Here is a 12,463-nt window from a genome sequence, read left to right as displayed (position 1 = left end):
ATCGTTGTCGTTGCTTTGGGTGCGGTCGCGGTGTGCATGGAAAGAATGGGGTGGGAAAGCGGATTCCCGATAATGGCCCGGATTGTAGGCGTGGCAAGGTCGCGCGCGCCGCAGGACAAGGCCGCAAGGGCAACACCATGCACACACGCACTGTTTTCTTCATTTCCGACGGCACCGGCATCACCGCCGAGACTTTCGGCAACGCCGTGCTCGCCCAGTTCGAGATGAAGCCGCGCCACGTCCGGCTGCCTTTCACCGACACGGTCGACAAGGCGCACCAGGCGGTGCGGCACATCAACCACACCGCCGAACTGGAGGGCGTGCGCCCCATCGTCTTCACCACGCTGGCCAACATGGACGTGCTGGAGGTGATCGAAACCGGCTGCAAGGGCATGCTGCTCGACATGTTCGGCACCTTCGTGCGCCCGCTGGAAATCGAGCTGGCCGTGAAGTCGAACCACCGCATCGGCCGCTTCAGCGACGTCAGCAAGAGCAAGGAATACAACGCCCGCATTGCAGCCATCGACTTCAGCCTGGCGCACGACGACGGCCAGAGCAACCGCGACCTGCAGGGTGCCGACGTGATCCTGGTGGGCGTCAGCCGCAGCGGCAAGACGCCCACGTCGCTCTACCTGGCGATGCAGCATGGCCTGAAGGCGGCCAACTACCCGCTGATTCCGGAAGATTTCGACCGCCGCCAGCTCCCCCCTGCCCTGCTGCCGCACCGCAAGAAGATCTTTGGCCTGACGATCCAGCCCGAGCGGCTCAGCGAGATCCGCAACGAACGCCGACCCGATTCGCGCTATGCCAGCCTCGAAAACTGCCGCCACGAAGTGAGCGAGGCCGAGGCGATGATGCGGCGCGCCGGCATCCGCTGGCTGTCGACCACCACCAAGTCGATCGAGGAAATCGCCACGACGATCCTGCAGGAGCTGCGGCCCGAGCGGCTGACGTACTGACTTTTGCTATCTTTTAAATAGCGCCTGATGGCCATTTGGCGGCCGTCAGGCGCTATTTTCATTTCAGCCGAACAGGTATTGCACCGTGCCGTCGGCGCTCGTCACAGGCTGGCAGGGCATTCCCCAGACCGATTCGATCAGGGCCGGCTCGAGCACTTCGGCCGCCGCGCCCTGCCGCACGCCGCCTGACGCACCGCCCAGCACCACCACTTCGTCGGCATAGCGACGCGCCAGGTTCAGGTCGTGCAGCACCGCGACCACGCCCACGCCGCGCGCTGCCCAGGCGCGCAGCAGGCGCATCGCCGAGTGCTGGTGCGCCAGATCGAGCGCCGCGGTCGGTTCGTCGAGCAGCAGCCAGCGGGTCGCGCCATCGGTCCGCGGATGCCACAACTGCGCCAGCGCCCGCGCCATGTGCGCCCGGGATTTTTCCCCGCCCGACAGCGTGTTGAGCACGCGCGACGCCAGCGCCGACACGTCGGTCAGCGCCATCGACTCGGCAATGATCGCGTCTTCGTCGTGCCCTGGCGCCCGGCGATGCGGGTAGCGGCCCAGCGCGACGATCTCCTGCGCGGTGAAGTCGAAGGCGACCGCGCTTTCCTGCGGCATCAGCGCCCGGCGCAATGCGAGCGCCGGCATGCCGTGGTCCGAAAGCGGACGACCGTCGAGCGTCACCCGCCCTCGCGTCGGCACGCGCTGGCCGGCCAGTACCGACAACAAGGTCGACTTGCCCGCACCGTTCGGGCCGAGGATGGCCGTCATCCGGCCCGGCGCCAGGCTGACACTCGCATCCGCCAGCAGCATCTTCGCTCCGACGCGGACCTCGACGCCTTCGCAACACAGCGCCATCGGATCGCGCTTCATGCCCCCCGTCATATGCGCCCCTTGAAGTGCCGCAGCATCAGCAGGAACACCGGCACGCCGATGAACGCGGTGAGCACGCCCAGCGGCAGCTCGGCCGGCGCCATCACGGTGCGCGCCACGGTGTCGGCCGCGAGCACCAGCGCCGCGCCCAGAAGGGCCGAGGCCGGCAGCACCACGCGGTGATCGGGCCCGGCCATCATGCGCACCCAGTGCGGCGCGATCAGCCCGATGAAACCGATGATCCCGGTCGTGGCCGTCACCGCCCCCACGGCCACGGCCGTGATCACGATGGCCCGCCGCTTGGTGCGCTCCACATCGACGCCGAGCAGTGCTGCCTGCGCTTCGCCGAGCGCGATGGCGTTCAGCGGCGAAGCGAGCGACCGCGCCGCAAGGCATGACAGGAGCACAGCCACGCCGACCAGCAACACCGCGCTCCACCGCGCACCGCCAAGGCTGCCGAGCAGCCAGAACTGCAGGCTGCGCAGCTGCTCGTCGGTCGCGATCACGCTGAGAAAGCCCAGCCCCGCCCCCGCGAGCGCATTGACCGCGATGCCCGCGAGCAGCATCAGCGCCATGCGCGTGCCGCCTTCGCTGCGCGAGAGGCCGTAGATCAGCAAGGTCACCGACAAACCACCACCGAAAGCCATGAGCACGAGCGTCCAGCTGCCGAGCGTGCGAGGAAGCACCGGCCAGAGCCACGCCCCGAGCACGATCGTGACGCCCGCCGCCAGCGCCGCGCCGCTGCTGATGCCCACCAGCCCCGGGTCGGCCAGCGGGTTGCGAAACAGGCCCTGCATCAAGGTGCCCGCCATGCCAAGCCCCGCACCCGCCGCCACGCCAAGTACCAGGCGCGGCAGACGGATGTTGAGAAAGACGAGGTGCTCGGGCGACTTGTCGGCACCGCCCTGCCCCAGCGACGTCAGCACATTCCAGAGCTGCGAAAGACTGATGGCGTAGGCGCCGGACACCGCCCCCACCACGAAGGCCGCGACGAGCAGCAGCGCGCTGCCGCCCAGTACGGCACGCGCCGTGAACCTCTGGCTCATGCAACCGCAGCCAGGAACTTGTCGTGCAAGTCGGCGATGGACGCCGGCGTGCGCGGCCCGAAGCCCAGCAGCAGCAAGGCGTCTTGCGTGATCAGCGCGCGCTTCTTGAACGCGGGCGTGAGCGCCAGTTCAGGCCGCTGCCAGAACTTGTCGACGCCGCCGTGGGCCTCGATGCTCTGCGCGCTGGTGAGAATGATGTCGGGCGCCGCGCTGGCCATGGCTTCGGCCGTCATCGGCCGGTAGCCCTGGAAGCCGCCCAGCGCATTGGTGCCGCCGGCATAGCCGATCACCGAGTGCGCGGCCGTCTTCTCGCCCGAGACCTGCGGGCTTGCGCTGTGCGACAGCACGAACAGCACGCGGGGCTTGCGCCCCTTGGCCGTCGCCACGCGCTGCTGGACAACGGCCCATTCGGCATCGAGCCTGGCCTGCAGCTCGCGTGCCTGCGCTTCCTTTGCGGCTGCGCGGCCGACGGCCTGCACCTTGCGCTGCACTTCGCCCCAGCTGTGGTCGGCATCGATGATCTCGACCTTCACGCCCGCGCTGCGGACCTGATCGAGCACGACCGGCGGGCCCGATTCATTGGTGGCGATGATGGCATCGGGCTTCAGCGACAGCAGCCCTTCTGCCGACAGCTGCCGCATGTAGCCGACCTTGGGCGTGCTGCGTGCCGCCGCCGGATACAAGCTGGTGGTGTCGGTGCCCACGAGTTGCCCTTCGGCGCCGAGCAGGTAGACGACCTCGGTGATCGCGCCGCTCACCGTCACGAGCCTCGGCAGGCGTTGTGCCTGCGCGAATGCAGGCAACACGCCCACCGCCAGCGAAGAAGCGGACAGCAGCCGCAGCACGTCGCGGCGGCGTGGCGCCGGGGCATCGGTTCGTTCGAAATCGCTCATGGACTTCACGCCTCCTGTGTCGCAGCCAGACGCGGAAGACCGCGCACGATGTGGCGCCACTCCTCGCGTTCGGGTACGCCGGGTTTGCGTGCGCCGAAGAACATGGCCATGAGTTCGCCCGTGCCGTCGAAGGCCTCGACCGAAGTCACGACCCCGTCGCTCGTCGGCTTCTCGACGATCCAGACGCTGGCGATGCGGTCTTCACGCAGGTGCAGGTTGAAGCCGGGGTCGAGCACGTTGAGCCAGCGGATCGGCGGCGCGTTCTCGTCGGGTCCGCGCATTTCCATCGGCTCGATGCGCTTCACCGGTCCGCTGTGGATCTGGATGCAGCCGGGGCTACCGACGAACACCATGATCGGCGTGCCGTCGAATGCGGCTTCGTTCAGCAGATCGCGAACGGCGCTCAGCGCGGCGCGTTGCGTGAACTTGCCTTCGGTCAGGCGAAAGCTCTGCTGGCGCTCGACATCGAACTTGTTCAACAGGCCGAAGAACTCGTGCGTGTCCTGCATGCCGCCCCAGGCCTCGGAGAGGCCGGCCGCATCGATGGCACCGTCGTCGCGCGGCGCGGCCTTGGCTTCGGCCGGCACGAACACGACCGGCTCGTCGGCGGCGGTGTGGGTGTCGATGACCGACTGCAGCGCATCGCGGTCGGTGGCATCGCGAACAAAGATCTTGTGCACCGCGAGGCCGCTCGTATCGAAGAACTGCAGGCTCAGCGATGGTGGAACGCCCGGATTGGCGGCCGCCTCGCTCACGGCAAAGCCCGCATGCCAGCGGCTGAAGAAGAGCCGCAGGTCGATGGCCTCGCCCAGCGCAAGCCCCATCTTGTCGTTGCCCGAGACCTTCTCGTAGATGCCGGTCTTCTCGTGCACCGTGGTCTCGTTGCGCGTCAACGCGAGCACCGGGCCGCAGAGCTCGAGCGATTGCAGCAGCTCGACCCACGGCCCCTTGAGGCGCGTCGCGCGCAGGCCTTTGTCGTGCGCGCCGGTGTGCGCGGCAATCGCGGCACCTTCGGACAGGCCCATCGCAGCGGCGGCGTCCTTGTGGCGCATGCCCTTGGCACGCAGCGCGGCAAAACGATCGCGGGTTTCTTCGGCGTTCATCGGGTTTCCTTTTTGAGGTGAGGTGTTCCTGGGATCAGGTGTCGGGCGTCAGAAATCGGCAACGAGCGAGACGTTGAAGCTGCGCCCCGGCTGGGTGTACGCATCGCGCAGGATCGACGTGGTGGTGACACCGCGCACGTCGCTCCAGTTCCAGTAGCGCTTGTTGGTGAGGTTGGTCACCGATGCGTTCAGGCGCAGGTCCTTGCGGATGCGCCACTGCGCACTCACGTCGAGCGTGGTGGCTGCGGGCGTGAGGAACTGGGTGCCGGTCGTGACCTCGGTGCGGTCCACGTCGGACCACTTCTTGCGCGCGTGGTTGGTGACGTCCAGGCGCACGCTCCAGACCGGCGCCTGGTACTTGATGCCGACGCTGGCCTTGCGCGGGTCGATCGAGTTGAGCGGCCGGTTGTTGGTGCGATCGGTCCCGCGCGTCTGGCCATAGGCAAAGGGCACGGAGAAGCCATTGCCCTTGTCGGTGAAGTCGAGCTCGCCCTTGAACTCGAAGCCGCTGATGCGCGCACGCCCGATGTTGACCGACTGGTAGATCAGCGGATCGATGCGCGGGATGCCGCGGCCGCCCACGAGGCGGTCGTTCTCGATGAGGTTCTTGTAGTCGCCGGTGAAGGCCGCTACGTCGAAGCTCAGCACGCCGGTCTTGCCGCGCACGCCGATCTCGATGTTCTGGCTCTTCTCGGGCTTGAGGTTCGGATTGGGGATGGTCTTGTACCCCTGGATCACGTTCTCGAAGAAGTTGTTGACCTGGAAGGCATTCGGCGCCTTGAAGCCTGAGGCGTAGTTGCCGTAGACGCTGAACTGCGGCGTTGCACGGAACAGCACGCCCAGCTTGGGCGACACCGCCGAGCCCGACAGCGACACGGCCTGCGCGTTGAAACCCCGCTGACTGGCGTCGAGCGAGAAGCGGTCGAAGCGGATGCCCGGCGTAATGCTCCAACGGTCGTGGATGAATTCGTCCTGCACGTAGAACGCCGACGAGGTCTCGCGGGTGTCGGGGAAGCGCTTGAGCGGATAGGTTTCGCCGGTGGGCGGCACCAGGCCGGTCTGCAAGTTCTCGACGTTGGTGCGCGTGTAGTCGAAGCCGTAGGTGATCTTCTGCGCCCAGTCGCCCATGCGGATCGTCTTGTCGGCTTGCAGACCGAGCTGCCAGGTGTTCTCGTCGTAGGTGACGTCGCGCGTGCGGTCGGCGGCGGTGAAGCGGTCTTCGAGGATGAACTCGCGCGACCTGGACTTCTGGTAGCTCACCACACCGAGCAGGTTGTCGGCCACGGCACTGTTAAGGCGCAGGCGCCCTTCGTAGGTGAAGCGGTCGCGCTGCAGGTCGGTCTTGGCATTCAAGCCGACGACGGAAGTCGAGACGAAAGGCGGCTTGGAAATGCCTGAGAGCAGGTCGTAGCGGCTGGTCTTCTCGATGTGCTCGAACGTGAAGCTGTGGCGCTGGTCGGCGTCGGGCGTGAGGATGACCTTGGCGAGCACGGCCGCGTTCTTGTCGCGCTGCGGGTTGGGTGTGGTGCGGTCGACGTTGGCCACGTTGTAGCGGCCCATGTTCTCGAGCTCGTGCGCACGGCCCAGGCTGGCCGAGACGAGCCATTGCATCGCGTCGTTGGGCTTGCCCGCCAGCGTGACGCCTGCGCGCTTGCCGCCGTCGTCGCCGCTGTAGCCGACGCTCGCGCTGCCACCGAAGGTCTTGCCATCGCGCAGGTACGACGAAGGCTCGCGCGTGATGAAGTTGACCAGGCCCGCGAGGCCGTCCGAGCCATAGAGCGCCGACGCCGGGCCCTTGATGATCTCGATGCGCTCGATGAGGCTGATGTCGAAATAGTCGCGTCCGAATGCATTGGCGCTGAACACGTAGCTGCGCGGCGTGCGAATGCCATCGGTCAGCAGCAGCACGCGGTTGCCGTCGAGGCCGCGAACGTTGAAGCCCGCGTTGCTGTCGCGGCCGGTGTTGCCCTGTGCCAGCCCGAAGCGCGCCGGCGCACGCTTGACCGAGATGTTCGGCAGGTCGCGCACCGCGTCGCGGATGTCGTTGATCTGCTTGGACTCGATGTCGTCGCGGGTGATGACCTCCGCGCTCATGGGCAGATCCTGCCGGGCCTGCTCCGAGCGCGAGCCGCTCACCACCACCTCGTTGAGCGCGATCTGCTGCGACCAGGCAGGCACGGCGATGCCGAAGCCGGAGGCGATCAGCAGTGGCAGGAGAGCAAGGCGGTGAGGATGGGAGCGGAGGGTTTTGGCGGCCACGAAAAAGGTCCAGAAACAGTTGAACAACTGCTTGCTGGACCTTGGGCGCAAAGCTCTGCGCGCTTGACCTGGCTGGCAACGGCGGGCGTGTTTGCCCGGGCCGTTTATTGTATGAGAATAATTCTCATCTGATACAACTTGTGCCTTACTTCCGCGGGGTCAAACCACGCGTCAGGCCGGTGCCGACGTGCGGATCAGGTGGTCGAACGCGCCGAGCGCCGCCTTCGCGCCGTCGCCGGCCGCGATGATGATCTGCTTGAACGGCACCGTGGTTGCATCACCGGCCGCGAACACGCCGGGCACCGAGGTCTGGCCACGCGCGTCGACGATGATTTCGCCGTGCTTCGACAACTCGACCGTGCCCTTGAGCCAGTCGGTGTTGGGCACGAGGCCGATCTGGATGAACACGCCTTCGAGCTCGACCTTTTTCAGTTCGCCCGTCGCGCGGTCCTTGTAGACCAGGCCGTTGACCTTCTGGTCGCCGGTGATCTCGGTGGTCTGCGCGTTGGTGAACACGTCGACGTTCTTCAGGCTCTTGAGCTTGCGTTGCAGCACGGCGTCGGCACGCAGCTGCGTGTCGAACTCGATCAGCGTGACATGGCCCACGATGCCGGCCAGGTCGATCGCCGCTTCGACGCCCGAGTTGCCGCCGCCGATGACCGCCACGCGCTTGCCCTTGAACAGCGGGCCGTCGCAGTGCGGGCAATAGGCCACGCCCTTGTTCTTGAACTCATGTTCGCCGGGCACGTTGATGTTGCGCCAGCGCGCGCCGGTCGAAATGATGACCGACTTGCTCTTGAGCGAGGCACCGCTTTCGAGCTGCACTTCGATCAGATCCTTGCCCGGCACGAGTGCCTTGGCGCGCTGCAGATTCATGATGTCGACGTCGTAGTCGCGCACATGCTCTTCGAGTGCGTGGGCGAACTTCGGTCCTTCGGTTTCCTTGATCGAGATGAAGTTCTCGATGCCGAGCGTGTCGAGCACCTGGCCACCAAAGCGCTCCGACGCAACACCGGTGCGGATGCCCTTGCGCGCGGCGTACACGGCGGCTGCGGCACCGGCGGGGCCGCCACCGACGATCAGCACGTCGAACGCGTCCTTGCCGGCGATCTTCTTCGCTTCACGCTCGACGCCGCTGGTGTCGATCTTGGCGAGGATTTCTTCGAGGCTCATGCGGCCCTGGCCGAACTCGGTGCCGTTGAGGAACACGGTCGGCACGGCCATGATCTGGCGTTCCTTCACTTCGTCCTGGAAGGTGCCGCCTTCGATCATCGTGGTGCGGATGCGCGGGTTCTGGATGGCCATCAGGTTCAGCGCCTGAACGACATCGGGGCAGTTGTGGCAAGTGAGCGAGACGTAGATCTCGAACTCGAAGTCGCCGTCGAGCGCCTTGATCTGGTCGAGCACGGCCTGCTCGACCTTGGGTGGGTAGCCGCCGATCTGCAGCAGCGCAAGGATCAGCGAGGTGAATTCATGGCCCATCGGCAGGCCGGCAAAACGCGGGCCGTGGTTTTCGCTCGGGCGATTGACCGAGAACGAAGGCTTGCGATGGTTGTCGTCGCGGCTTTCGGTCAGCTTGACCAGCGGGGACGATTCAGCGACGTCCTTCAGCAGCGACAACATTTCGCCCGACGCCTTGCTGTCATCGAGCGAGGCGACGATCTCGATCGGCTGCGTGGCGCGTTCGAGGTAACTCTTCAATTGGGCTTTGGTGCTGTCGTCAAGCATGGCGGACTCACTTTCGATATCTGAAAACTATCAACTGGGAACAAAAAAAGCCCGGGGCCTCGTGAGCGCCCGGGCTTTCGCGCGGGAGCGCTTAGATCTTGCCGACGAGGTCGAACGACGGGGCGATCGTCTTGTCGCCTTCATTCCACTTGGCCGGGCAGACTTCGTTCGGGTGGGCGGCGGTGTAGACCGCTGCCTTGAGCTTGCGCAGGGTTTCCTTGACGTCGCGAGCGATTTCGTTGGAGTGCACTTCGGCGGTCTTGATGATGCCTTCGGGGTTGATCACGAAGGTGCCGCGCAGCGCCAGGCCTTCTTCAGGGATGTGCACGCCGAAAGCGTTGGTCAGCGTGTGGGTCGGGTCGCCAACCAGGGGGAACTTGGCCTTGCCGACGGCCGGCGACGTGTCGTGCCAGACCTTGTGCGAGAAGTGCGTGTCGGTGGTCACGATGTAGACCTCGGCACCCAGCTTCTGGAACTCGGGGTAGTTGTCGGCCGCGTCTTCGACTTCGGTCGGGCAGTTGAAGGTGAAAGCCGCCGGCATGAAGATCAGCACGGACCACTTGCCCTTGAGCGTCTCGTCGGACACATCGATGAACTTGCCGTTGAGGTAGGCCTGGGTCTTGAAGGGCAGGACTTGGGTGTTGATCAGGGACATGAAGATTCCTTGGATGCTGCAGGTGGAAAAAATAATTGCGAGCCATGAGTATAACTACCAATCCCATTCTTTTAATAGTCATGAGCTATTAAAAGTATTGGAGCTTGCTATGTTTGCGATGGGTTCGCGATGGGTTCGCAGCGGCTCAATGCGAACGTGTATCGCCATCACACGCATGCAGACCGGCGGAGCATGGGATTGCTTGCAAGTGCTCGTCCGCTCCTCTGACAATCACCGCTTTTAGAACAAGGGAAAAACCATGAAGGGCGACCCCAAGGTCATCGAACATCTGCAGGCGCAGCTCAAGAACGAGCTCACCGCGATCAACCAGTACTTCCTCCACTACCGCATGCTCAAGCACTGGGGTCTGGACAAGCTGGCAAAGAAGGAATACGAGGAATCGATCGGCGAGATGAAGCACGCCGACAAGCTGATGGACCGCATCTTCATGCTCGACGGCCTGCCGAACCTGCAGGACCTGGGCAAGCTGAACATCGGCGAAGACGTGCCCGAACTGCTGCGCTGCGACCTCGGTGCCGAAACCGGCGCGCAAGCAACGATCAAGGACGGCATCGCGCATTGCGAATCGGTGCGTGACTATGTCTCGCGCGACCTGCTCCAAGAAATCCTCGACGACACCGAAGAGCACATCGACTTCCTCGAAACCCAGATCGACCTGATCGACAAGGTCGGACTGCAGAACTACCTGCAATCGCAAATGGGCGAGCTCGAGTAATCGCTTCTGGCCAGCGCGCCAGTTACTGGCGAAACGACAAACGGGACTTCGGTCCCGTTTTTTATTGCTTTACGTAACTTCATTCGGATCAAATAGCAGTCATTCTCATCTGCGCAGATACAATCCGCGCCTTCGATGACCGCTGCCCGCCCTGATAACCGCCGACGTGCCTACTGGCTCAAGACCCTGCACGAATGGCACTGGGTGAGTTCCGCGATCTGCCTGATCGGCATGATCCTGTTCAGCGTCACCGGCTTCACGCTGAATCACTCGGCCCAGATCGAAGCCAGGCCGGCCATCACGAAGTTGAATGGCTCGGTGGACGAATCCCTTCGCGCGCAACTCGAAAAGCAGTTGCCAGTCGCCAAGGCCCAGAAAGGCAAGGCGCCCCTGCCCACCGAGCTCCAGCACTGGGTGCAGAAGAACTGGGACGTCGACACCGCCGGCCGACAAGCTGAATGGTCGGACGACGAAATCTATCTCTCGCTCCCCCGCCCCGGCGGCGACGCCTGGCTGCGCCTGAACCTGGCCGACGGCGAGATCGAGTACGAGCGCACCGACCGCGGCTGGCTCTCCTATTTCAACGACCTGCACAAGGGCCGCAACACCGGCACGGCCTGGAGCTGGTTCATCGACATCTTCGCGGGCGCCGCGCTGGTCTTCTCGATCACCGGCCTGTTCATTCTCAAGATGCACGCGGGCAACCGGCCCTTCACGTGGCCGATGGTCGGCATGGGACTCGTCGTGCCGGTGCTGCTCGCGCTGTTGTTCATTCATTGATTGACCGATCGATTCAGGAAAGAGGTTTCAAGTGCACGCTCGCTATTCACTCGCGCCGATTGCCATGTCGGCACTGTTCGCTGCCCCCGCCTTCGCGGCGGGCCTTGCGGTCAACATCGAGATTCCCCGGCTGAACGTCTCCGAGTACCACCGCCCCTATGTGGCGACCTGGATCGAGCGCGCCGACAACACCGTGGCCGGCACGCTGGCCGTCTGGTACGACGTGCGCACCAAGACCAACAACCCCGAGGGCGAAGGCACCAAGTGGCTCAAGGACATGCGCCAGTGGTGGCGTCGCGGTGGCCGTGAACTGACGGTGCCAGTCGATGGCGTGACCGGCGCGACCAAGCCGGCCGGCAAGCACCAGTTGAGCTTCACCGAAGGTACGGGTGCCATGCCCAAGCTGGCGCCCGGTGCGTACAAGCTGGTGGTCGAGGCCGCGCGCGAAGTCGGTGGTCGCGAGGTCGTGAGCATCCCCTTCCAGTGGCCTCCCACAGCGGCTGCGCAGCCGAGCGCCTCCGGCAAGGAAGAGCTTGGCGAGATCAAGCTCGAACTCAAGCCCTGACCGCCACCGAACCGCTTCGCCCTTCATCGACAGCCCGTCACCCCAAGGACTTCCCATGACCCGATTCACCCTGCGCGCCGCCAGCTTCGCCGTTGCCCTGTCCGCCATCGCTTCCATCGCCCAGGCACACAACGCCTGGCTGCTGCCCTCTTCCACCGTGTTCTCCAAGGCCGACACGGTCACGGTCGATGCGGCTGTGTCGAACGACCTGTTCGTCGCCAACCACGCGCCGCTGCGGCTCGACGGCCTGCAGATCACGGCGCCCGACGGCAGCGCAGTCAAGCCCGAGACCGAAGCCAAGCTCAAGTTCCGCAACGTGTTCGACGTGAACGTCGCGCAGTCGGGCACCTACCGCGTCGCGGTGGTCAACGGCGGTGCGTTCGCAAGCTGGAAAGACAAGGCCACGGGCCAGAACAAGCGTGCGCGCGGCACCCCGGAAACCCTGTCCAAGGAGATCCCGGCTGACGCGCAAGAACTCACGATCACGCAATCGTCCGGCCGCATCGAGACCTTCGTGACGGTTGGCAAGCCCTCGACGCTCAAGCCCATCGGCCAGGGCCTCGAGCTGATTGCCAACGGCAGCCCGACCGACCTGGTCAAGGGCGAGAAGGCCACCTTCGCGCTCCACCTCGACGGCCAGCCCGCCAAGGGCCTCGAAGTGACCGTGACGGCCGGCAACACGCAGTACCGCGACAAGCTCGAAGAGGTCACGCTCAAGACCGACGACAAGGGCCAGTTCAGCGTCACTTGGCCAACGGCCGGCATGTACTGGCTCGAAGCCACCACCAAGGACAACAAGACCACGTTGCCGCAAGCCAAGGAGCGCCGCCTGAGCTACGCGGCCACCCTTGAAGTGATGCCCTGACACGGCGCCTGCC

The 12,463-nt window shown here is 65.0% G+C and carries 12 protein-coding genes; 5 read left to right on the top strand and 7 right to left on the bottom strand.

Features of this window, described 5'->3' with window-relative positions:
- The first annotated feature begins 137 nt into the window (after window positions 1-137).
- Window positions 138-959 (top strand): pyruvate, water dikinase regulatory protein, encoded by an 822-nt coding sequence (locus ACGLHS_RS02255; protein WP_093237002.1) that lies wholly within the window; start codon window positions 138-140, stop codon window positions 957-959.
- Window positions 960-1,022: 63 nt separating this feature from the next.
- Here the strand turns inward: ACGLHS_RS02255 and ACGLHS_RS02250 are convergent, their stop codons facing one another.
- The 7 genes from ACGLHS_RS02250 to ahpC form a co-directional block, all read right to left on the bottom strand.
- Window positions 1,023-1,820: a heme ABC transporter ATP-binding protein gene (locus tag ACGLHS_RS02250; protein WP_394476463.1), complete on the bottom strand. Its 798-nt coding sequence runs from the start codon at window positions 1,818-1,820 to the stop codon at window positions 1,023-1,025.
- Window positions 1,821-1,828: 8 nt separating this feature from the next.
- Window positions 1,829-2,866 (bottom strand): FecCD family ABC transporter permease, encoded by a 1,038-nt coding sequence (locus tag ACGLHS_RS02245; protein WP_394476461.1) that lies wholly within the window; start codon window positions 2,864-2,866, stop codon window positions 1,829-1,831.
- Window positions 2,863-3,759, bottom strand: coding sequence for a hemin ABC transporter substrate-binding protein (locus ACGLHS_RS02240; RefSeq protein ID WP_394476459.1), 897 nt, complete (start codon window positions 3,757-3,759; stop codon window positions 2,863-2,865). The genes ACGLHS_RS02245 and ACGLHS_RS02240 overlap by 4 nt, the downstream gene beginning before the upstream one ends.
- Before the next feature lie 5 nt (window positions 3,760-3,764).
- Window positions 3,765-4,862, bottom strand: coding sequence for a hemin-degrading factor (locus ACGLHS_RS02235; protein ID WP_394476457.1), 1,098 nt, complete (start codon window positions 4,860-4,862; stop codon window positions 3,765-3,767).
- A gap of 48 nt (window positions 4,863-4,910) precedes the next feature.
- On the bottom strand, window positions 4,911-7,121 hold the full coding sequence (locus tag ACGLHS_RS02230; RefSeq protein WP_394476455.1) for a TonB-dependent hemoglobin/transferrin/lactoferrin family receptor: 2,211 nt from the start codon (window positions 7,119-7,121) through the stop codon (window positions 4,911-4,913).
- Between the two features lie 171 nt (window positions 7,122-7,292).
- Window positions 7,293-8,849: an alkyl hydroperoxide reductase subunit F gene (gene ahpF / locus ACGLHS_RS02225; RefSeq protein ID WP_394476453.1), complete on the bottom strand. Its 1,557-nt coding sequence runs from the start codon at window positions 8,847-8,849 to the stop codon at window positions 7,293-7,295.
- A 91-nt stretch (window positions 8,850-8,940) separates the two neighbouring features.
- Window positions 8,941-9,504, bottom strand: coding sequence for an alkyl hydroperoxide reductase subunit C (gene ahpC, locus ACGLHS_RS02220; RefSeq protein WP_028258851.1), 564 nt, complete (start codon window positions 9,502-9,504; stop codon window positions 8,941-8,943).
- A 259-nt stretch (window positions 9,505-9,763) separates the two neighbouring features.
- Here ahpC and bfr point away from each other — a divergent pair, with 259 nt between their 5' ends.
- The 4 genes from bfr (at window position 9,764) to ACGLHS_RS02200 (ending at window position 12,450) form a co-directional block, all read left to right on the top strand.
- Window positions 9,764-10,240, top strand: coding sequence for a bacterioferritin (gene bfr / locus ACGLHS_RS02215; RefSeq protein ID WP_081270476.1), 477 nt, complete (start codon window positions 9,764-9,766; stop codon window positions 10,238-10,240).
- Window positions 10,241-10,375: 135 nt separating this feature from the next.
- Window positions 10,376-11,020, top strand: a complete 645-nt coding sequence (locus ACGLHS_RS02210) for a PepSY-associated TM helix domain-containing protein (protein ID WP_394476450.1) — start codon at window positions 10,376-10,378, stop codon at window positions 11,018-11,020.
- Between the two features lie 64 nt (window positions 11,021-11,084).
- Window positions 11,085-11,585 (top strand): DUF2271 domain-containing protein, encoded by a 501-nt coding sequence (locus ACGLHS_RS02205; protein ID WP_394478147.1) that lies wholly within the window; start codon window positions 11,085-11,087, stop codon window positions 11,583-11,585.
- 55 nt (window positions 11,586-11,640) lie between these two features.
- Window positions 11,641-12,450, top strand: a complete 810-nt coding sequence (locus ACGLHS_RS02200) for a DUF4198 domain-containing protein (RefSeq protein WP_394476448.1) — start codon at window positions 11,641-11,643, stop codon at window positions 12,448-12,450.
- Window positions 12,451-12,463: the final 13 nt, after the last annotated feature.

This window comes from Variovorax sp. VaC1, from assembly GCF_043658315.1.
Lineage (GTDB): Bacteria > Pseudomonadota > Gammaproteobacteria > Burkholderiales > Burkholderiaceae_C > Variovorax.
This window is presented reverse-complemented; position numbering and strand designations above follow the sequence as displayed.